The organism is Oerskovia jenensis (assembly GCF_016907235.1).
Lineage (GTDB): Bacteria > Actinomycetota > Actinomycetes > Actinomycetales > Cellulomonadaceae > Oerskovia > Oerskovia jenensis.
This window is the reverse complement of the sequence record NZ_JAFBBO010000001.1, coordinates 3625328-3646378: the sequence shown is the minus strand read 5'-3', so window position 1 is coordinate 3646378 and position 21051 is coordinate 3625328. Positions and strand designations below refer to the sequence as shown.

The window sequence follows — 21051 nt, the reverse complement described above, 5'->3', positions numbered from 1 at the left end:
CCCGAGGTTGACATCCACAGAAGCGACCGGCCACCATCGGGGCACTTCGTGGAAGCGCTACCACTCCTGGCGGATGGGAGCGCTACCACGCCGATCATCGACAAGGGAGTCACCGTGCTGAGCAGCACCCGTTCGACCCGCACCCGCACCGCAGCAGCCGCAGTGGCCGGGATCGCGGCACTCACCCTGACCCTGACCGCCTGCTCCTCGGGCTCCGGCTCGTCGGACGAGGGCAGCGGCTCGTCCGACGGCGAGAAGATCACCCTCACCGTCGCGACGTTCAACGACTTCGGCTACACCGACGAGATGCTGAAGTCCTACACCGACGCGCACCCGAACGTCACGGTCAAGCAGACCAAGGCCGCCAAGTCGGAGGACGCACGCACCAACCTGACCACCAAGCTCGCCGCGGGCGGCGACGGCCTGGCCGACATCGAGGCCATCGAGGTCGACTGGCTCCCCGAGCTCATGCAGTACCCGGACCTCTTCACGGACCTCACCGACCCCGAGCTCGCGGACCGCTGGGTCGAGTGGAAGTCGCAGCAGGCCACGACGCCCGACGGCAAGCTCATCGGGTACGGCACCGACATCGGCCCCGAGGCCATCTGCTACCGCTCCGACCTCTTCGCCGCAGCCGGTCTGCCGACCGACCGCGCAGCGGTCGCCGAGCTCCTCGGTGGCGCCGACGCCACCTGGGACGACTACTTCGCCGCGGGCAAGCAGTACAGCACCGCGACGGGCAAGGCCTGGTTCGACAGCGGCATGGCCACCTACCAGGGCATGGTCAACCAGCTCGACAACGCCTACGAGAACTCGGACGGCACGCCCAAGGACCTCGCGACCAACGCGGACATCCAGGGCCTGTACGAGGACGTGCTGACCGCCTCGGTCACCGACAACCTCTCGGCCCACCTCGAGCAGTGGTCGGGCGACTGGGACGCCGCGTTCCAGAACGACGGCTTCGCGACCATGCTGTGCCCCGCCTGGATGACCGGCCCGATCGAGGAGCGCTCGGGCGGCGTCACCGGCTGGGACGTCGCCGACGTCTTCCCCGGTGGCGGTGGCAACTGGGGCGGCTCGTTCCTCACGGTGCCCGCCTCCGGCAAGAACGCCGACGCCGCCAAGGAGCTCGCGGCCTGGCTGACCGACCCCGCGCAGCAGACCGCCGCGTTCGAGTCGGCCGGCACGTTCCCCTCGCAGGTCGAGGCGCAGGACTCCGAGGCCGTCCAGGCCTTCACGAACGAGTTCTTCAACGCCGCGCCGGTCGGCGCGATCTTCGTCGCCCGCGCCAACGCGATCGAGGGCGCGCCGTTCAAGGGTGCGAACTACTTCGCGATCCACCAGACCGTCCAGGACGCCATCAAGCGCACCGACGTCGAGAAGACCGACGACGCCAAGGCGTCGTGGGACAAGGCCGTCCAGTCCTTCAAGGACCTGGGCCTGAGCTGATCCGGCGCGCGGGGTGACCCCCTCGGGAGGTCACCCCGCGCTCCCCCGTCCCAGCCCGCCGTCGGGCATCGCGTCCCCGCTCGACCCAGCACAGGAAAGTCGGATGAGCGTCCTCACTCCCACCCAGCCCAACCAGGGCCTCGACGGACCGGCACCCCGCCCCCAGCGGCGCGTCGGCTTCTCCCAGCGCCTCGGCCGCTGGGACGTCAAGCTCTCCCCCTACCTCTACATCTCCCCGTTCTTCATCCTCTTCGCGATCACCGGGCTCTTCCCGCTCGTCTACACGGCCTTCGTGTCGGTCCACGAGTGGAACCTGCTGGGCGGACAGGGGGACTTCGTCGGTCTCCAGAACTTCTCCGACGTGCTCGCGCAGCCCACCTTCTGGAAGTCGCTGCGCAACACCTTCTCGATCTTCCTGCTCTCCTCCGTGCCCCAGGTCATGTGCGCGATCATCATCGCGGCGCTGCTCGACCAGAACCTGCGCGCGGCGACCTTCTGGCGCATGGGCGTCCTGCTCCCCTACGTCGTGGCCCCTGTCGCGGTCGGCCTCATCTTCGGCCGCCTGTTCGCCGACCAGTACGGCCTCATCAACGGGCTGCTCGGCGTGATCGGGATCGAACCGATCCGCTGGCACGCCGACGCCCTCGCGAGCCATGTCGCGATCGCCTCGATGGTCAACTTCCGCTGGACCGGCTACAACGCGCTCATCTTCCTCGCCGCGATGCAGGCCGTCCCGCGCGAGCTCTACGAGGCCGCGATCATCGACGGCGCGGGCCGCGTGCGGCAGTTCTTCTCCGTGACCGTGCCCCAGATCCGCGCCACGATCATCTTCGTCATCATCACCTCGACCATCGGCGGGCTGCAGATCTTCGACGAGCCGCGCACCTACGACGCGCAGGGCCTCGGTGGCGCCGACCGCCAGTGGATGACGACGGTCCTGTACCTGTACGACGTCGCGTGGGGCAACCAGAAGAACTTCGGTCGTGCCGCGGCGATCGCCTGGATCCTGTTCATCATCATCCTGCTCATCGGGCTCGTGAACTTCGCGATCACCCGCAGCATCTCGACGTCGGGACCCAGCACCAAGGCACCCCGTGCCGTCCAGCGCGCCCGGCGCAAGGCCGCTGCCGCCGCCCTGCGCGCCCAGAACGCGTCCAGCCCGCGCGGAGGCTCCTCCGCCCGCCGACCCAGCGCGCCCACGAGCGCACCCAACGATCGGAAGAAGCGATGAGCTCGATCCCCGTCGTCGCGCAGACCGCCGGAGCGGGTGCCGCCCGCGCCGCCGCCCGACGCCCGAACCGCCGCCCCGTCCGCAAGGGCACGGGCGGTCACACCCGCCGACCGGGCTGGGTCACCTACACGTTCCTCGGCCTCGTGCTGCTGATCTCGATCTTCCCGCTGTACTTCACGCTCATCCTGGGCTCGTCGACCCCGGCCGAGATCTCCAAGGCCGCGCTGCCGCAGCTCCTGCCCGACGCGAGCCTGTTCACGCAGTTCGCCGAGGTCATCGGGTCGAGCGCGATCAACTTCTGGAAAGCGTTCGCGAACTCGGTGATCATCGCGGTCGTCACGTCGCTGTCCGTGGTCCTGTTCTCGACGCTCGCGGGCTACTCGTTCGCCAAGCTCCGGTTCCGTTGCCGCGGCCCCCTGCTGGTCTTCGTCATCGCGACCATGGCCGTGCCGACCCAGCTCGGCGTGATCCCCATGTTCATCCTCATGTCCGACCTCGGGTGGATCGGCAAGCTGCAGGCCGTGATCGTGCCCGCGCTCGTCACCGCGTTCGGCGTGTTCTGGATGACGCAGTACCTGTCGGAGTCGCTGCCGTACGAGCTCATCGAGGCCGCACGCGTCGACGGCGCGTCGATGTTCCGGACCTTCTGGTCGATCGCCCTGCCTGCGGCGCGACCGGCAGCCGCGATGCTCGGGCTGTTCACGTTCGTCCAGCAGTGGACGAACTTCTTCTGGCCGTCCATCGTGTTGAACCAGGAGAACCCGACGCTGCCGCTCGTGGTGCGGTCGCTGCAGGCGAACTACTTCGTGGACTACTCGCTCGTCATGGCGGGCGTGTTCCTCGTGACGCTGCCGCTCATCGTGCTGTTCATCTTCACCGGTCGCCAGCTGGTCGCCGGCATCATGCAAGGAGCTGTCAAGGGATGACCGAGATCATCACCCCCCGCCACCTGGGCGCCACCGACCGTGTCGAGTTCCCCCAGGGCTTTCTCTGGGGCGCCGCGACCGCCGCGTTCCAGATCGAGGGGGCCGCGCACACCGACGGCCGCGAGGACTCCGTCTGGGACACGTTCTGCCGCGTGCCGGGGGCCGTCCTGGGCGGCGACGACGGCGAGGTCGCGTGCGACCACTACCACCGCTACCGCGAGGACGTCGCGCTCCTGTCCGGCCTGAACCTGGACACGTACCGGTTCTCGTCGTCCTGGGCCCGCGTCCAGCCGGGCGGCGGAGCCGTCAACCAGAAGGGGCTGGACTTCTACTCCCGCCTGGTCGACGAGCTGCTCGCCAAGGACCTGCTGCCCTGGATCACGCTCTACCACTGGGACCTGCCGCAGGCGATCGAGGACCAGGGCGGGTGGACGAACCGCGACACGGCCTACCGCTTCGCGGACTACGCCGTGACGATGCACGAGGCGCTCGGCGACCGCGTGGGGGTCTGGACGACCCTCAACGAGCCCTGGTGCTCGGCGTTCCTCGGGTACACGGGCGGTGTCCACGCCCCGGGCCGTCAGAGCCGCCCCGACGGCCTCGCCGCGGCGCACCACCTCCTGCTCGGCCACGGTCTCGCGGTGCAGGCGCTGCGCGAGCGGGCCCCCGAGGCGAACCTGGGGATCACGCTCAACTTCACGGTCGCCGACCCCCTCGACCCGACCGACCCGGGCGACGTCGACGCGGCCCGTCGCATCGACGGCCAGTTCAACCGGATCTTCCTCGACCCTGTCATCACGGGCGAGTACCCGGCCGACGTCCTGGCCGACGTCGAGGAGTACGGCTTCGCGGCGCACGTCCAGGAGGGCGACCTCGCGATCATCTCGTCGCCCATCGACGCGCTCGGCGTGAACTACTACCACGGCGAGCTGGTCTCCTCGCGGCCCGCGTCGACCACGCTGGACGGCTCCGCGCCGGTCGAGCGCCCGTCGTCGAGCCCGTACCCCGCGGCCGACGGCGTGTTCAACCACCCGCGCGGCCTGCCCGTCACGGACCAGAACTGGGAGGTCCAGCCGGAGGGCCTCACGCGCCTGCTCAACCGTCTCCAGGCGGACTACACGGGTCCCGCGGGCGTGCCGCTCTACATCACCGAGAACGGCTGCGCCTACGACGACGTCGTGGAGGCCGACGGGTCGGTCGACGACCAGAACCGGCTCGAGTTCTTCGACGCCCACCTGCGGGCCGTCAAGGACGCGATCGACGACGGCGCCGACGTCCGCGGCTACTTCGCGTGGTCGCTCCTGGACAACTTCGAGTGGTCCTGGGGGTACTCCAAGCGCTTCGGGATCGTCCGGGTCGACTACGAGACCCAGGAGCGCACCGTCAAGGCGAGCGGGCACTGGTTCGCCCAGGTCGCGTCCCAGAACGCGGTTCCCGCCCGCCCCTGAGGGCGCGAGCGGAAACGTGGCAGTTCTCTCATCCGGGCCTGGCAGGATACTGAGACCATGAGCACCCTGAGTACCGCGCCGACCCTGGACGAGGTCGCACAGACGGCCGGCGTGTCCCGCTCGACGGCGTCCCGCGCCATCAACGGCGGCCTGCGCGTCTCCCCCGAGGCGCAGGCCGCCGTGGACGCGGCCGTCGCCCAGCTCGGGTACACCCCGAACCGCGCGGCCCGGTCCCTCGTGACCCGGCGCACCGACTCGATCGCGCTCGTCGTCCCCGAACCCGACGAGCGCATCCTCACGGACCCGTTCCTGTCGGGGACGCTGCGCGGGGTCAGCGCGGCGCTCGCACCCACGGACCTGCAGCTCGTGCTGCTCATCGCCCGGCCCGACGAGCACGCGGGCCGCATCGTGCGGTACCTGCGCAGCGGTCACGTGGACGGCGCGATCATCACGTCGCACCACCGCGAGGACGACCTCGAGGGCGCGGTGCTCGCGTCCCCCCTCCCCGCGGTCTTCGTCGGCCGCCCCTTCACCGCGATGGACGACCTGGTCTACGTCGACGTCGACAACGTCGAGGGCGGGCGCATCGCGACCCAGCGCCTGATCGACGGCGGCTACCGCCGCATCGCGACGATCAGCGGCCCCCAGGACATGACGGCGGGCGTGGACCGCCTCATGGGGTGGCGCAAGGCGCTGCGCGCGGCGGGCCTGCCCGACGACGTGATCGCCTCGGGGGACTTCGCCGCGGCCGGCGGGGCGGCGGCCATGGAGGAGCTCCTGGACCGCCACCCGGACCTCGACGCGGTCTTCGCCGCCTCGGACCTCATGGCCGAGGGCGCGCTGCGCGTCCTGCGCGCACGGGGCAAGTCCGTGCCGGGCGACGTGGCCGTCGTCGGCTTCGACAACCTCGGTGTCGCCGGGGCGACCAGCCCGGCGCTGACGACCGTGCAGAACCCCGTCGTGGAGATGGTCAAGGCCGCGACCGGGATGCTGCTCGACCTCATCGCCGGCCACCCCGTCTCGCGGTCGCCCCGCGTCTTCTCCCCCGAGCTCATCCGCGGGGCGTCGGACTGACCACGGGTACCCGGACGACGCCGGCGAGGGCGAGGGCCCTGCCCGGCGCCCAGCACCCCTGATCGTTGCCGAGTCTCGTCGACGGCAGCAGGCTGCGCCCCGGGCCACCTGCGTGAGCGCTAGGGCGTGTCTCCCTAGTGCCTTGATCATGGTGGTGCAGAGTGCGGGCGTGCGTCCTAACTCGGAGTTACCAGAGGGACTAATCGGTGCCGGCGAGCGACCTCTAGCCGGGTTGTCAGAGCGGCAATTCCTTGCCCTGTTCGCGAGGCGACCAGGCATGTATGTCGGCCGGGCCACATGGGTTCGCGTCGTCGCATGGCTCGAGGGATACGACATGCACGGGGATCGCTATACAGGTGGGGTGCTCGATGGCTTTAAGGAGTGGCTCCTGACCCGACCTGGCGCACGGGGACCCAACCTGGTCTGGTCCGCGATCGTCTGGGGACTGGCCTTTCCGGGCCGCGAGTCGCCGGGGCCCGCCGAGCTGACCGACGACGACGACCATCACGCCCTCGCGGTCCTGTTCGAGCTCGTTGATGCGTTCCTGGCCGAGAAGGAATCCCGCTTGCGGTGCCGCCGAGAGGCATCCGACGTCCCCTGACATGCTGTCGCGCATGTCCTTGAGTCCGACGCCATCTGGGAATCAGGGCGCGGGCACCCAAATCAGGATCGCTGCGACGATGACGGCGCCGCGGAAGATCACGGCGTGCTTGTCGTAGCGGGTCGCGAGTGCTCGCCATTGCTTGATGCGGTTGAAGAACCGCTCGACCGTGTTGCGGCCCCGGTAGGTGACGGGGTCGTAGGTCACAGGGCGTCCGCCGAGTGACCCGCGCCGGCGCCGGTGGGACTGCTGGTCGCGGGGTTCGGGGATGACCGCGATGATGCCGCGCCGGCGCAGCTCGGTCCGGATCGCGCGCGAGGAGTACGCCCTGTCGCCCAACACGGCGTCGGGGGTGGTGCGCAGGCGCCCGGCTCCTGCTCGTGGAACGCGGATCGAGTTGAGCAGGGGCAGGCACATCGGCGCGTCGCCGCCCTGGCCTGGTCCCACGAGCACTGCGAGCGGTCGCCCGTTGCCGTCGACCGCGGCGTGGATCTTCGTCGACAACCCGCCCCGAGAGCGACCCAACGCGTGGTCAGCCGGTTCGCGCCGTTCCGGATTCTTGTGATTCGCCAGTGCCCCCTGTGGTCCTGGGCAAGGTCGCGGCGTGCTGGTGCGCCCGGTTGATTGTGGAGTCCACGCTCACCTGCCAGTCGATACCACCGTTCGCGTCCGCGCGAGCCTGCAAGGCCGTCAGGATCTTGTCCCAGGTCCCGTCGCGGGAGAACCGGGCGTGGCGCTTCCACGCGGTCTGCCACGGGCCGAATCGCTCGGGAAGATCACACCATGCGACCCCGGTCCGATACCGGTGAACGATCCCCTCGACGACCTGACGATGGTCACGCCATGGGCGTGAGCGGCCCGACACCTTCGGCATCAACGGGCCGATCACTGCCCACTGCTCGTCCGACAACTCGCGACCACGATCCACGAGCGCACTCTGCAACATCTCAGCCTTGCGACTAAGGAGACACGCCCTAGTCCACGTCCCACTGCTCTGCGCGCTCGTCCCCGTGCCCGAGGTCGGCACCACGCGCCGCGACCTCGGCGACGGCCGCCGCCGCGATCCCCTCGGTGAGCAGCGCCCCGGCGACGACGAAGAACACGACGTCCGTGGCGCCGTCGGGCCCCAGGACGCTCGCGACGACCGCGAGCGCGGTCACGAGCGCCGCCCCCGGGAGCACCACCTTGAGCGCGGCGCGGTGCCCCGCGATCCACGCCGCGTCGCTGCGCTGGGTCGCGGGAGTCCTGATCCCGATCAGGCCGTTGCGGGTCATCCGGTCGGTCGCCCCGAGGTAGGTGAGCCACGCGACGACGAGGGCCACGGCGACGATGATCCAGACGGCGAGCACGGGTCCTCCTCGGCGAGGTCGGGAGTGCTGCGCACGGCGGGCGAGGCCGGTGCGGCACAGGACGAGCCTAGGGCGTGCGCGGTCGGCCGCGGGCAGCCCCTCCGCGACACGCTGACGACTCCTTGTGAAAGTTCTCACAAACAGCCACGGTGAGTCGCGCGTCACATCGTCGTACCGTCGAGCCACGTCGCGCCGACGCTGACCCGAACCCGCGCGGGGACCCTTCCACGGCCCCGACGACCGGCCGGAAGGACACGACATTGACCGCCACCGCGAGCGCTCCCCCGGGCTCGGCACCCCCGTACGCACCGTCACCGCTTCCTGCCGCGCACCGGACGATCGACGTGGCACGCTCGGCCGACGAGCACCTCGAACGCTCGCCCACGGGGGCCGATCCCGTGTCCCCGGCGCGGCCCGGCAGCGGGTCGTGCGATGCGCGCGTGCTCACGCCCCTGGTGATCGCGGGCCTGACCACGTTCTCGACCGTCGACTGGCCGGGCCGGCTCGTCGCGACGGTCTTCCTCCAGGGCTGCCCGTGGCGCTGCACGTACTGCCACACCCCGGATCTGGTCACCTCCGCGCCCCGCGGGGCGGAGGGGACGATCCCCTGGCCCGACGTCGTCACCTTCCTCGCGAAGCGAGAGGGACTCCTGGACGGGGTCGTCTTCTCGGGCGGCGAACCGACCCTCCACGCCGCTCTCCCGGCGGCGATCGCCGACGTACGCGAGCTGGGCTTCGGCGTCGGGCTGCACACCGGGGGCGCGTTGCCCGCGCGGCTCGAGCACGTCCTGCCCCTCGTCGACTGGGTGGGCCTCGACATCAAGGACCTGCCCGACGAGTACGCGCGCGTGACGGGGGCAGGGCCGTCGGGCGAGGCGGCCTACCGCTCGCTCGCTGCCTTGCAGAGCTCGGGGGTCGCGTACGAGGTGCGCACCACGGTCGACCCCACCGTCCATTCGCGCGAGGACGTCCTCGAGCTCTGCGGGCAGCTCTCCGCGCTGGGGGTGCGCGGCCACGTGCTCCAGGAGGCACGCCCGGTGGGGACCAGCCCGGAGTACGCTGCGGCCCTCGCCGGACGGCGGCTGTCCGACGTGCTGCACGACGACGACCTCCCCCTGACCCGGCGGCGCACCTGACCGCACCTCCGGGCCACCTCGTGTCAGAACCAGCGTGACCCCTGGGTCACGCTGGTTCTGACACGTCCGGGGGCTAGCGCGTCACGTGGCCGAAGCGGTGCATCGTCCGGCTGATCGCCTGCTCGCGCAGGACCGTGAGCAGCTCGCGCCGACCGCTCGCGAGCACCGGGTGGTCCAGCACCGTCACGTCGCCCACGTGGCCCGCCGCAGCCTCGCGGAGCCCCGGCGCCGCGCCCACGACGCGCACCCGCCCCGTGACCTCGCCGCGTGCGACGGCCTCGGCGAACGCCTCGTGGCTCGCAGCCGACGCCCCGTCGGCGCGGCTCACCACGACCGGCACCCCGGCCGTCCGCGCCGCGGACAGCACGCGCTCGACCTCGACCGCCGCGGCATCCGCACCGACGCGGACCGTCAGGACGTCGATCGGGCGGTACCGGAACACGTTCGACTCGACGTGCAGCCCCGAGGGGTCGTGCTCGACCGCGAACTCGTGCGCCCACCAGTGGGCGTCGTCGGCCTTCGCCCACGCGAGCCACGCCTCGGGCGAGGTCTCGCGCGCGGGGACGGGTCCGCCGTCGGGCACCCCGCCCGCCGCGCCCGCGGCGACGCCGTCGCTCCACGTGCCCAGCTCGGCCACGTAGTTGGGCCCGCCCGCCTTGGCGCCCGGGCCCACGGCCGAGCGCTTCCAGCCGCCGAACGACTGGCGCTGGACGATCGCGCCCGTGATGACGCGGTTGACGTAGGCGTTGCCGACCTGGACGCGGTCGAGCCAGGTGTCGACCTCGGTCTCGTCGAGGCTGTGGATGCCGCCCGTGAGACCGAACGAGACCGCGTTCTGCAGCTCGATCGCCTCGTCGAGCGTCGCGGCCGTCATGATCCCGAGCACCGGGCCGAACGCCTCGGTGAGGTGGAAGAACGAGCCCGGCGCGACACCCGAGCGCAGGCCCGGGGTCCAGAGGCGACCTGCCGCGTCCAGGCGGCGCGGCGCGACGAGCCACTGCTCACCGGGCTCGAGCGTCGTCAGTGCGCGCCGTAGCTTGTCGCCGGGCGCCTCGGTGAGCGGGCCCATGGTCGTCGAGACGTCCGTGACCGGGCCGACCGCGAGGGAACGCACCGCGTCGACGAGCTGCACCTGGAACCGGCGTCCGGTCTCGGTGCGCTGGTCACCCACCGAGCCCACGAGGATCACGAGCGAGGCCGCCGAGCACTTCTGGCCCGCGTGGCCGAACGCCGAGCGCACGACGTCGGCCGCCGCGAGGTCGAGGTCTGCCGACGGCGTCACGACGATCGCGTTCTTGCCCGACGTCTCGGCGAGCACGTCGAGCCCCGGCCGCCAGGACGCGAACATCTGCGCGGTCTCGATGGCCCCGGTGAGGATCACGCGGGCCACGCCCTCGTGCGTCACGAGGTGGCGGCCGAGGTCGCCGTCGGGCACGCGCGAGAGCTGCACGACGTCGCGCACGGCGTCCGCCGTCAGGGTGCTCCCGGCGGGAGCGTCCGCCACGGCGTCCGCGAGCCCCGCGTGGATCGCGTCGACCGCGACCTCGAGGCAGCGGGGCGTTGCCGGGGCCGGCTTCGCGATCACGGCCGAGCCGGCCGCGAGCGCCGCGACGATCCCGCCCACGGGGATCGCGACGGGGAAGTTCCACGGCGGGGTCACGAGGGTCACGCCGTGGGGCGTGAACCTCGCGCCGGGGACCTGGTCGAGCGCCTCGGCGGACTGCGCGTAGTAGCTCGCGAAGTCGACGGCCTCGCTGACCTCGGGGTCGGCCTCGGCGACGGTCTTGCCGGGCTCGTGGACCATGGCGGTCACGAGGTCGGTGCGGGCCTCCTCGAGCCGGGCGGCCACGGCGCGCAGCGCGCGGGCGCGGTCCGCGGGGGCGACCTGCGCCCAGGCCGCGGTGGCCCGCCCTGCGCGCGCGACGACGTCGTCCACCTGGTCCGTGCCGGTCACCTCGGGCGACTGCGCGGGGACGAACCCGGAGTCGGGTCCGACGATCCGCGCGGCCCAGGCGCGGTTCGCGGCGACGGCCGGGTCCGTGTCGGCGGCGTTGGTGAACCGCTCCCCGGCGGCCACGTGCCCGACGGCGTCGCGCGCCTGGCGACGCGGCGTCACGTCCGCGTCGGTGTAGCGGGTGCCGAGCTCGACCGAGGCGCGGTAGGCGGCCTCCTGGCGGTCCATCGCGGACTCCGCGGAGTTGTCAGAACGAGCGTGAGTCATGGGCCCCGCTGGTTCTGACAACTCGGGGGTGGAGGGCGCGAACATGGCGTGCAGGAAGTTCTGCTCGGCCGCGTTCTCCTCGAGGCGGCGCACGAGGTAGGAGATCGCGACGTCGAAGTCCTCGCGGGCCACGACCGGCGTGTAGAGGACGACGCGGCCCGCGTCCCGAGCGACCTCGTCCCGCACCGCCCGGGCCTCGCCCGGCGCCATGCCCTGGAGCATCTCGATGTCGAGCGCGTGGCTGACCCCGCGCGCCCGCGCGACGAGGATCGCGAGCGCGACGTGGAACAGGTTGTGGCTCGCGACGCCGATCCGCACCGCGTCGGTGCGGGGGGCGCGCAGCGCGTGGTCGACGAGGCGCACGTAGTTCGCGTCGACGTCGGGCTTGGTCGGGTAGGGGGCCTGGGCCCAGCCGTGGAGCTCGGCCTCGACCTTCTCCATCGCGAGGTTCGCACCCTTGACGAGGCGCACCTTGACGGGGGCGCCGCCCGCCGCGACGCGCTCGGTCGCGAACGCGGTGATGCCGTCGAGCGCGCCGAGCGCGTCGGGCAGGTACGCCTGGAGCACGATCCCGGCCTCGAGGCCGCGGAACTCCTCGCGCCCCAGGATCGCCTGGAAGACCTCGGTCGTCAGGGCCAGGTCGCGGTACTCCTCCATGTCGAGGTTGAGGAACACCCCGTGGTCGCGCGCGGCACGGTACAGCGGCAGGAGGCGCTCGACGACGCGGTCGCGCGAGCCCTCGAGGTCCCACGTGACGAGCTGGGACGCGACCGAGGACACCTTGACCGAGACGTAGTCGACGTCGGGACGCTCGACGAGCGCGATCGTCCGGGCGAGGCGGGCCTGCGCCTCGTCCTCGCCGAGCACGGCCTCGCCGAGAAGGTTGACGTTGAGCGCGTACCCCTCGGTGCGCGTGCGCGCGAGGTGCTTGCCGAGCCCCGGGCCGGCGTCGGCCACGAGGTGACCCACGAGCTGGCGCAGGCGGATCCGTGCGGCGGGCACGACGACCTTTGGCAGCACGGGGGCCATGCGGGCGCCGAGGCGCAGCAGCGCGGTGTCGACCGGGCCGAGGAAGCCCTTCGCCCCGCCCGCGAGCTCGCCCAGGAGGCCGAGCTCGTGCGCGGCGACCTGGACGTCCTGGGGGCGGGCGACGTTGTCGACGAACCGCACCGCGAGCTCGAGGCCCGCCGGGTCGGACACGAGGGCGCCGAGGCGCTCGGCCGTCCTGCGCTCGCGCGCCCCCTCGGAGGCCGCGGCCGCGGCCGCGATCCAGCTCCGCGCGAGGCGCGCGGCGTCGTCGGTCAGGGCCCGGATCGGGGTGTCGGTCTGGACGTCGACGCTGGTCAGGGGCGAGGAGGCACCGGCTCGTGGCCGGTCGTCCGCGCGTGGAGCGCCCGCGGGGGCGCTCGAGTCGTGGCTGCTCATCCTCCTAGCGTGCCTCCGTTGCTGACGCTTCGTCTTGTACGATCCGGGCTGTCATGGCATCGCTTCCGGACAAGTCCACCCCACCACGCACCTGGCCAGGCGGCGAGGCGCTGCTGGCTGCCCTCAGCCCCGCGATGGTCGACCTCATGGACGAGCTCTCCTCCACCATGTTCTGCGCCAAGGACGTCACGGGCAGGTACGTGCTGGTCAACCGGGTCTTCGTGGCCCGCACCAACGAGCGCTCGCGCCGTGCGGTCCTCGGCAGGCGCGCCACCGACCTGTTCGTGCCCCAGCTCGCCGAACGCTACGACCAGCAGGACGCCGAGGTCCTGCGCACCGGTCGCCCGCTGCGCAACGAGCTCGAGCTCATCCGCCGCCTGGGGGGCACGCCCGGCTGGTACCTCACGTCCAAGCTCCCCGTGCACGACGGCGCCGGTCACCTCGTCGGGCTCGTCTCGGTCTCGCAGGACCTGCGCGAGGACGACGCCGACGACGCCTCGATGGACTCCATGGCGCGGCTCGTGGCCGGGATCGAGGAGCGTCTGGGGCAGGCGCTCACGGTCGCCGACCTCGCGGCCCTCGCAGGGTGCACGCCTGCGGTGCTCGACCGCCGCGTGCGGCGCGTCTTCTCGCTCAGCCCACGCCAGCTCGTGCTCCGGGCCCGGGTCGACCGGGCCGCCGAGCTGCTCGCGGGCACCGACTCCCCCATCGCCGAGATCGCCGTCGTCACGGGCTTCTACGACCAGCCCGCGTTCACCCGGACGTTCGCACGCCTCACGGGCGAGACGCCGTCGTCCTTCCGGCGGCGAGCGCGGCGCTAGGCGCCCTCGGACCCTGCTCTCGCCGCTCGTCCACCGGGCCGGGCGCTCGACCGTCCCTCCGGACGTCCTTCGCATCCGGCACCGCCGATGCCTACTGCCCGACGGCCACCAGCACCAGCACCCCCGCCGCGGCGTCGAGGTAGGCGTCGGCCGTGAAGCCGTCCTGGGTGAACGCCTCGTCGAGCGCGTCCCCACCGAGCAGGTCCCCCGCAGGGAGCGACGCGTCCAGGTCGGCGACGACCTGGGGACGGTCCTCGGTGGGGGCCGGTGCGTACTGCTCGACCAGCGCCGCCGCCTGCGCGGGCTCGAGCTCGACGACCGCGTCGACCCAGTACGTCGACGGTCCGGGCGCGCGCTCGTCCCCGAGGGTCCCGGACGCCCACGTCGCGGCGACCGGCTCGCCCAGCGCGTCGAACCGGTCGGTCAGCGGGGAGAGGTCGCTGCGCAGCCCACCGACACCGTCCTTGGCCGGCGTCGCCTGCTCGGTCGGAGCGGAGCACCCGGCTGCCAGCAGCGGCACCGCGCCCAGGAGAGCGACGAGCGCGAGGCGAGCGACGTCGTCGGGCAGGTGGCGGCGTGCCGCGCGGACGACAGGACGCGAGAACATGCCCCGCAGGATACTCACCCGCCGCTCCTCCCCGCTCGCGCGCCCGGCCCTCCCGTGCCAAGACTGGGACCCATGACCTCGATCCCCACCGCCGCGCTGCCCGGCGGAGACATCCCCCTGCTCGGCCTGGGCACGTGGCAGTCCGAGGGCGACGACTGCTACCGCGCGGTGCGCCACGCGCTCGACGTCGGGTACCGGCACATCGACACCGCGACCATGTACGGCAACGAGGAGCAGGTGGGCCGCGCGCTCGCCGCCTCCGGGGTGCCGCGCAGCGACGTCTTCCTCACGACCAAGCTGCGCCCGGCGGACGTGGGCCACGAGCACGAGACCCTCGCGCAGTCGCTGCGCCTGCTCGGCACCGACTACCTGGACCTGTGGCTGATCCACTGGCCACCGTCGGGTGAGGCGTCCCCGTGGGTGTGGGCCGAGATGCTCGCGGCACGCAACGTGGGCCTCGTGCGCTCGGTCGGGGTGTCGAACTACTCGGTGGACCAGCTCGACGTCCTGTCCGAGCAGACGGGTGAGACGCCCGCGGTCAACCAGATCCCGTGGGGTCCTGACGACTACGACGCACGGGTCGTGGAGCAGCACTCGCAGCGCGGGGTGGTCCTCGAGGGGTACAGCCCGTTCAAGCGCACGAACCTCGACTCTCCCGCCCTCCAGGCCGTCGCCCGGGCGCACGGCGTGAGCACCGCGCAGGTCGTGGTGCGCTGGCACCTGGACCACGGTTTCGTCGTGATCCCCAAGTCGGTGACCCCGGCCAGGATCGAGGCGAACTTCGACGTCACGGGCTTCTCGCTGAGCCCCGACGAGCTCGCGAGCATCGACACGTTCGGGTGACGTTCGCGCGGGCGACGTGAGACGGGCCCCGACCTGGCGGTACGTTGGACGGGCACGGTCCCTCACCTCGGGACCGGGAGACCCTCATCACCCGGAGGAAGAGTGACGACGACGTCAACGCCGCCCACCAGCGGTGCCACCCCGCCCGCCCCCACGCACGAGAAGGCCTCGGCCCTCGCGACGGCCCACAGCCAGCTCGCGAGCGCGGTCGAGATCCTCGGGTACGACCCGGGCCTGCACGAGATGCTCGCGACCCCGCGCCGCGAGGTCAACGTCTCCGTCCCGCTGCGGCGCGACAACGGCGAGATCGTGCTGTTCCGCGGCTACCGCGTGCAGCACAACGTCTCGCGCGGCCCGGGCAAGGGCGGGCTGCGGTACCACCCGAGCGTCGACATCGAGGAGGTGCGCGCGCTCGCGATGTGGATGACCTGGAAGTGCGCCGTCGTGGACCTGCCGTACGGCGGGGCCAAGGGCGGCGTCTCGATCGACCCGCGCCAGTACTCGCAGGCCGAGCTCGAGCGCGTGACCCGCCGGTACACGAGCGAGATCATGCCCGTCATCGGCCCCGAGCGGGACATCATGGCGCCCGACATGGGCACCAACGAGCAGACCATGGCGTGGGTCATGGACACCTACTCGGTCAACCAGGGGTACACGATCCCGGGCGTCGTGACGGGCAAGCCCATCCCCGTGGGCGGATCTCTCGGACGCACGACGGCGACCTCGCAGGGCGTGGTGCACACGACCAGGGCCGCGCTCGCCGAGGCGGGCCTCGAGCTCTCGGACGCCTCGATCGCGGTCCAGGGCTTCGGCAAGGTCGGCTCGCACGCGGCGGCGATCCTCGCGGGCCAGGGCGCCCGGGTCGTCGCGGTGAGCGACCAGTACGGCGGCATCCACGACGAGGACGGGCTCGACGTCGCGGCGCTGTTCCGGCACGTCGCCGAGACGGGGACCGTGGTCGGGTTCGAGGACGCCGAGCCGATCGACAACCACGCGCTGCTCGCGCTGCCCGTGGACGTGCTCATCCCGGCGGCCGTGGAGGGCGTGCTCGACGACGAGACCGCGCACACCGTCAAGGCCCGCTGGGTCGTCGAAGGAGCCAACGGCCCGACGACCGCGGCGGGCGACCGCATCCTCGCCAAGAACGGCGTGACGGTCGTGCCGGACATCCTCGCCAACGCGGGCGGCGTCGTCGTGTCCTACTTCGAGTGGGTCCAGGCGAACCAGGCGTACTGGTGGACCGAGCAGGAGATCGGCGAGAAGCTCGAGCACCGCATGCACGTGGCCTACCAGGGGGTCTCGTCGTTGGCCCGCCGCGAGGAGCTGAGCCTGCGCGACGCCGCGCTGGTCATCGGCATCCAGCGCACGGCCGAGGCGCACCAGATCCGCGGGCTCTACCCGTAGGGTCCGGCGCTCCGGCCGCACCCGGCGCTGCAGGGCGGTCCTCGCAGGAGGGCCGCCCTGCGGTGCGTCAGGGCGCGGCCCACGCGTGCGCTGCGACGCGCAGGCCCCTCCGTGCTGCCGGCCCGACGGCGCAGCGTCAGCCGCGACGGGCGCGCACCGTGGTCACGACGGGGGCGAGGATCGCGACGGCGGCGGCGATGGCCGCCGCGACCGCGACCGTGCTGTCGAGGAGCGGGCCGTTCGCCCGACCGTACGCGATCCACCCCAGGCCCCAGGCCATCGCGAGCCCGATGCCGATCGCAGCAACGGGTCGGCGCGCGGCGAAGACCGCGTAGGCGACGGAGAGCGCTGCGCCGGCAGCGACCACCACGACGCCCCACGAGCTCGCACCGAGCCCCAGCTCACCCACGCCCGCGTCCGCGAGGGTCGCGGCGACGTTCGCGAGCGTCGCGACGCTCGCCCAGCCGAGGTAGAGGCCGATCGTGCCGTCGAGGACCACGGCCTGCACACGGCTCGTGGGCGGGGTGCGCACGAGCCGCACGAGGATGACGGCGAGCACGGCGACGAGGACGGCGATCACCAGCACGCTCAGCGGCAGGACGCCGGTCTGGACCACGCCGATCCACGCGGCGTTCAGCAGCATCGAAGCCAGGACCCACCAGGACACGGCCCGCAGGCGCGGGTCGGTCGCGGTCCGCGGAAGCACCTGGTAGACGGCGAAGACCGCGAGCCCCAGGTAGATGAGGGACCAGATGGAGAACGCCGGACCGTCGGGGGCGACGACCGTCGCGTCGGCGGACAGGGCGCCGTCGGCGGCGTCCTGGATCGCCTGCCCGCCGAACGCGCCGGAGCCGTACGCGGCGCCGACGATCGCGACCACTGCCCCGACGAGGACGGTGACCTGGCGAAGTCGGTCGGTGGCCGTGGGTCCCGTGGCGGGCTGGGCTGAGGTGGCTTCTCGGGTGCTGCTCATGGTCCCAGCATGCCAACACTCAGCATGCTGAGCATCTGGGACGCCTTCCGCTGGTGTCAAGGGCCTCCGAGCGGTTACGCTCCGGCGCCAGCAGATCGCCGCGACGCGGCCCGCCGTCGGAGAACCACATGAACAGCATGCTGCGAGCGGCGCTCGGCGCGCTCGTCCACGTCCTGGCCCCCGGGGCAGAGACGTCCGGCGACCGTGCGGGGTCGGCGGCAGGGACGGCAGGTCTCACGGCGATCGCGGACCGGACCTTCGCCGAGCAGCAGCACGTCGCCCCGGCGTGGGAGCACGGCCACGTGCCGATGTCGGTCGACCTGTTCGGGGCGCTGGGCCGCATCCTCGACGCCCGCGACACCCCGGAGACGCCGAGTGCGGAGCAGCTGTCGCGGATCGGGCGGATCGGCGACGACTACTCCGCACTCAGCGGCAGGGCACCGGGTCAGGACAAGGGCTGACGGCCCGCCCACTCGATGAGCGTGGTCCGCGGACCCGTGAAGAACGGCGTCTCCTCGCGCACGTGGCGGCGTGCCTCGGTCGCACGCAGCTCGCGCATGAGGTCGACGATGCGGTGCAGCTCCTGGGCCTCGAAGGCCAGCAGCCACTCGTAGTCGCCGAGCGCGAACGACGCGACCGTGTTCGCGCGCACGTCCGGGTAGTCGCGCGCCGCGAGGCCGTGGTCGCGCAGCATGGTGCGGCGCTCGGCGTCGGGCAGGAGGTACCAGTCGTACGACCGCACGAACGGGTACACGCACAGGTACGCCGAGGGCTCCTCGTGCATGAGGAACGCCGGGACGTGCCCGCGGTTGAACTCGGCCGGGCGGTGCAGGGCCGCGTTCGACCAGACGGGCTCGAGGTGGCGACCGAGCTCGCTGGCCCGCAGGCGCTGGTAGGCACCCTGGACGGACTCGATCGTCGGCCCGTGCCACCAGACCATGAGGTCCGCGTCGGAGCGCAGGCCGCCCAGGTCGTACCAGCCGCGGACCACGAGGTCACCGTCGACGGCCGCGGGGTCCTCGCCGCCGCCCACCGCGGCGAGCGCGGCCTCGACCATCTCGGTGCGCTCGGCGGCGTCGGCCGGCAGGGACTCGGCCAGCGCGAAGACCGACCACATGGTGTAGCGGATCGCGTCGTTGATCTGCTCGTGGTCCACGGGGACGCGGTGCGCGTCGTTCATCGTCGTGCCTCTCTGAAGTGCGTGCTCCCGGCACGTCGACGTCCCGGGAGTCGTGCGGGGCGTGGGGGTCAGCGGTTCACGTCGGTGCTGCACAGCGCCGGGATGCCGCTGGGCTCCCCGTCGCGGCGCAGGCAGCAGTCCGGGGCGCACACCGAGCGGAACGCGCCCAGCTCGCCGACCACGGCCTCGGTGAACTTCTCGTCGCGGGCGATCGCGGCCCGCTCGAGGACCAGGTCCACCAGGCCCTTGACGAAGGGCGCCCGGGTGCCGACGGTCCCGGCACGCACCGCGGTGATCCCGAGGCGCGTCGCGGTCTCCATGGCCTCGGTGTCGAGGTCGTACGCGACCTCCATGTGGTCCGACACGAAACCGATGGGCGAGAGCACGACGTTCGTGACGTCGTCGGCGGCCAGCGACTCGAGGTGGTCGTTGACGTCGGGCTCGAGCCACGGCTGTGCGGGCGGGCCCGAGCGCGAGCAGAACGTCAGGTTCCACTCGACGTCGTGGCCGAGGCGGGTCGAGACCTCCTCCGCGACGACGCGGGCCAGGTCGAGGTGCTGGCGCGAGTAGGTCGCGTGCGAGATGCGCGACGCGGCCTCCATGGTCAGCGGGATCGAGTGCGTGACGAACACTAGCCGGGCCTCGCGGACGTCGCCGCCCTTGGCCGCGAGCGCCTCGTACGCCTCGAGCACCGCGTCGACGTTCGCCTGCGCGAAACCGGGGTGGTTGAAGTACGAGCGCACCTTGTCGAACTGGATGCCGGTCGAGCCGTCGGGGCCGAGCTCGCCGCGCGCGTCGAGCGTGAGCGCGAGGTCCTCGCGGTACTGACGGCAGCCCGAGTAGGACGAGAAGGCCGAGGTCACGAGGGCTACGGCGCGCTTCGCGCCGACCTCGGCGAGCTGCTCGACGGCGTCGCGCGTGTAGGGCTCCCAGTTGCGGTTGCCCCACACGACGGGCAGATCGATCCCGCGGTCCGCGAGCTCTTCCTCGAGCGCAGCCTTGAGGGCGAGGTTCTGCTCGTTGATGGGGCTCTTGCCGCCGAACCCGTAGTAGTGCTCACCGACCTCCTCGAGTCGTTCGTCGGGGATCCCCTTGCCGACCGTGACGTTGCGCAGGAACGGCACGACGTCCTCGGGCTTGTTGGGCCCTCCGAACGAGTAGAGGAGGAGGGCGTCGTAGGGGCGGACTTCTGCGGCAGCGGCAGGAGCGGTGCTGGTCCGTGCACCGGGTCCGGCGGCCGTCGTCTGGGGCGAGTACGAGGGCATGTCCGCATCATCTCAGCCGCACCTGGGGGTTCTCCGCCCGAGGAGTGCGACGCGGACGTGACATTGACGGGACAGTTCGTCAGAACATCTCTCGACCTCGCCCGGGGCGTGGGACCGCTGCCCCGCGACTATCCCTTGACCGCTCCGCCGAGCCCCGCACCCTGCAGGAACGTGCGCTGGAACACGAGGAACAGCAGCACCGGGATGATGGTCGAGATCGCGAGCGCCGCGAGGAACACGCCCTTGTCGGTCGTGGCCGCGATCGCGGGCAGGCGCACCGACAGCGGCTGGATCAGGGGGTCCTTGAGGACCAGGAGCGGCCAGAGGAAGTCCTTCCAGCTCGCGATGATCGCGAACACCGACACCACGCCCAGGATGGGCTTGGACATGGGCAGCACGATCGACCAGAACAGCCGGTAGGGACCCGCGCCGTCGACCCGCGCGGCCTCGAAGACCTCGCGCGGCAGGTTGTCGAAGAACCGCTGCACGAGCAGCACGTTGAACGCGCTCGCGCCCGCGGGCAACCACACCGCCCAGAAGCTGTTGATGAGCGAGGTGCCCAGCAGCGGCGGGTCCAGGATCGTCAGGTACAGGGGCACGAGGAGTACCACGGCCGGGATGAACATGGTCGACAGCACCGCGGCCTGGATCGCCTTGCCGTAGCGCGGGCGCAGCACCGAGAGCCCGTAGCCCGCGGTCGTCGCGACGACCATCTGCACGGCCCACGAGCCCAGCGCGAGCCAGATCGTGTTGAAGAAGTACTTGCTGACCTGCACCTCGTTCCACGCCTTGTCGAGGTTGTCCCACGCGATGCCGTTCGGGAAGATCGCCATGGGCGTGCGCAGGATGTCCTGCGTGGGCGTGACCGCGAACTTCGCGAGCAGCAGCATGGGCCCGAGCCCCGCGACCACGAGCAGCACGAGCAGCAGGACGTGCGTCCCGCCCATCCCGAACCGCACCGACGGGCGTCGCCAGTCCGCGACGGACACCGCGCCCCGGTCGGCCACGCCGTCCATGGCCCGACGGCGCCGCCTGCGTTCGCGCGCCGCGTCGCCCTCGCGTCTGGTCAGGTAGGCCCTCTCGGCGAGCCCCGCCATG

At 72.1% G+C, this 21051-nt stretch carries 19 protein-coding genes; 11 read left to right on the top strand and 8 right to left on the bottom strand.

Going from position 1 to position 21051, the window contains the following annotated elements; translation table 11 throughout:
* Positions 1-114: 114 nt before the first annotated feature.
* The 6 genes from JOD49_RS16465 (at position 115) to JOD49_RS16440 (ending at position 6729) form a co-directional block, all read left to right on the top strand.
* Positions 115-1449 carry an ABC transporter substrate-binding protein gene (locus JOD49_RS16465; RefSeq protein WP_205308134.1) on the top strand — a complete coding sequence of 445 codons (1335 nt, stop codon included), beginning with the start codon at positions 115-117 and terminating at the stop codon, positions 1447-1449.
* A gap of 103 nt (positions 1450-1552) precedes the next feature.
* Positions 1553-2680 (top strand): carbohydrate ABC transporter permease, encoded by a 1128-nt coding sequence (locus JOD49_RS16460; RefSeq protein ID WP_205308133.1) that lies wholly within the window; start codon positions 1553-1555, stop codon positions 2678-2680.
* Entirely contained in the window at positions 2677-3606 is a 930-nt protein-coding gene (locus JOD49_RS16455; RefSeq protein WP_205308131.1) for a carbohydrate ABC transporter permease, read from the top strand. Before JOD49_RS16460 ends, JOD49_RS16455 begins: the two co-directional genes overlap by 4 nt.
* Positions 3603-5054, top strand: coding sequence for a GH1 family beta-glucosidase (locus JOD49_RS16450; protein ID WP_205308129.1), 1452 nt, complete (start codon positions 3603-3605; stop codon positions 5052-5054). Before JOD49_RS16455 ends, JOD49_RS16450 begins: the two co-directional genes overlap by 4 nt.
* Before the next feature lie 57 nt (positions 5055-5111).
* Positions 5112-6128, top strand: coding sequence for a LacI family DNA-binding transcriptional regulator (locus JOD49_RS16445; protein WP_205308127.1), 1017 nt, complete (start codon positions 5112-5114; stop codon positions 6126-6128).
* A gap of 277 nt (positions 6129-6405) precedes the next feature.
* Positions 6406-6729: a hypothetical protein gene (locus JOD49_RS16440; protein ID WP_205308126.1), complete on the top strand. Its 324-nt coding sequence runs from the start codon at positions 6406-6408 to the stop codon at positions 6727-6729.
* A gap of 42 nt (positions 6730-6771) precedes the next feature.
* On the opposite strand, the gene JOD49_RS16435 is transcribed toward JOD49_RS16440, so the two are convergent.
* Positions 6772-7675, bottom strand: a protein-coding gene (locus JOD49_RS16435) for an IS5 family transposase (RefSeq protein WP_372441331.1) whose coding sequence is annotated in 2 segments (ribosomal slippage) — positions 6772-7308 and positions 7310-7675 — 903 coding nt in all. Because the reading frame shifts where the segments join, the coding sequence is not laid out codon by codon here.
* A gap of 28 nt (positions 7676-7703) precedes the next feature.
* Complete coding sequence (locus JOD49_RS16430; RefSeq protein ID WP_205308123.1) at positions 7704-8078, bottom strand: SdpI family protein; 375 nt, start codon at positions 8076-8078, stop codon at positions 7704-7706.
* A 260-nt stretch (positions 8079-8338) separates the two neighbouring features.
* On the opposite strand from JOD49_RS16430, the gene JOD49_RS16425 reads away from it, so the two are divergent.
* The gene (locus tag JOD49_RS16425; protein ID WP_307822592.1) at positions 8339-9214 is read left to right on the top strand and encodes an anaerobic ribonucleoside-triphosphate reductase activating protein; all 876 of its coding nucleotides are present in this window, start codon (positions 8339-8341) and stop codon (positions 9212-9214) included.
* A 73-nt stretch (positions 9215-9287) separates the two neighbouring features.
* On the opposite strand, the gene JOD49_RS16420 is transcribed toward JOD49_RS16425, so the two are convergent.
* Complete coding sequence (locus JOD49_RS16420) at positions 9288-12860, bottom strand: proline dehydrogenase family protein (protein WP_205308122.1); 3573 nt, start codon at positions 12858-12860, stop codon at positions 9288-9290.
* Between the two features lie 53 nt (positions 12861-12913).
* Here JOD49_RS16420 and JOD49_RS16415 point away from each other — a divergent pair, with 53 nt between their 5' ends.
* Positions 12914-13681: an AraC family transcriptional regulator gene (locus JOD49_RS16415; protein ID WP_205308121.1), complete on the top strand. Its 768-nt coding sequence runs from the start codon at positions 12914-12916 to the stop codon at positions 13679-13681.
* 91 nt (positions 13682-13772) lie between these two features.
* Here the strand turns inward: JOD49_RS16415 and JOD49_RS16410 are convergent, their stop codons facing one another.
* The gene (locus tag JOD49_RS16410; RefSeq protein WP_307822591.1) at positions 13773-14306 is read right to left on the bottom strand and encodes a hypothetical protein; all 534 of its coding nucleotides are present in this window, start codon (positions 14304-14306) and stop codon (positions 13773-13775) included.
* Positions 14307-14360: 54 nt separating this feature from the next.
* Here JOD49_RS16410 and JOD49_RS16405 point away from each other — a divergent pair, with 54 nt between their 5' ends.
* Both JOD49_RS16405 and JOD49_RS16400 read left to right on the top strand, forming a co-directional pair.
* The gene (locus tag JOD49_RS16405; protein WP_205308119.1) at positions 14361-15131 is read left to right on the top strand and encodes an aldo/keto reductase; all 771 of its coding nucleotides are present in this window, start codon (positions 14361-14363) and stop codon (positions 15129-15131) included.
* Positions 15132-15233: 102 nt separating this feature from the next.
* Complete coding sequence (locus JOD49_RS16400) at positions 15234-16535, top strand: Glu/Leu/Phe/Val family dehydrogenase (RefSeq protein WP_307822590.1); 1302 nt, start codon at positions 15234-15236, stop codon at positions 16533-16535.
* Positions 16536-16671: 136 nt separating this feature from the next.
* Here the strand turns inward: JOD49_RS16400 and JOD49_RS16395 are convergent, their stop codons facing one another.
* A complete protein-coding gene (locus tag JOD49_RS16395; RefSeq protein WP_205308118.1) occupies positions 16672-17508 on the bottom strand; it encodes a TspO-related membrane protein in 837 nt (278 codons plus the stop codon).
* 128 nt (positions 17509-17636) lie between these two features.
* Between JOD49_RS16395 and JOD49_RS16390 the strand changes: the two genes are divergently transcribed.
* Entirely contained in the window at positions 17637-17969 is a 333-nt protein-coding gene (locus JOD49_RS16390) for a hypothetical protein (RefSeq protein WP_205308116.1), read from the top strand.
* Here the strand turns inward: JOD49_RS16390 and hemQ are convergent.
* The 3 genes from hemQ to JOD49_RS16375 all read right to left on the bottom strand — a co-directional run bounded on the left by hemQ (position 17954) and on the right by JOD49_RS16375 (position 20969).
* A complete protein-coding gene (gene hemQ / locus JOD49_RS16385; RefSeq protein ID WP_205308114.1) occupies positions 17954-18688 on the bottom strand; it encodes a hydrogen peroxide-dependent heme synthase in 735 nt (244 codons plus the stop codon). The genes JOD49_RS16390 and hemQ overlap by 16 nt on opposite strands.
* Before the next feature lie 68 nt (positions 18689-18756).
* Positions 18757-19953, bottom strand: a complete 1197-nt coding sequence (locus JOD49_RS16380) for a ferrochelatase (RefSeq protein ID WP_205308113.1) — start codon at positions 19951-19953, stop codon at positions 18757-18759.
* Between the two features lie 128 nt (positions 19954-20081).
* The gene (locus JOD49_RS16375) at positions 20082-20969 is read right to left on the bottom strand and encodes a carbohydrate ABC transporter permease (protein WP_239526549.1); all 888 of its coding nucleotides are present in this window, start codon (positions 20967-20969) and stop codon (positions 20082-20084) included.
* Positions 20970-21051: the final 82 nt, after the last annotated feature.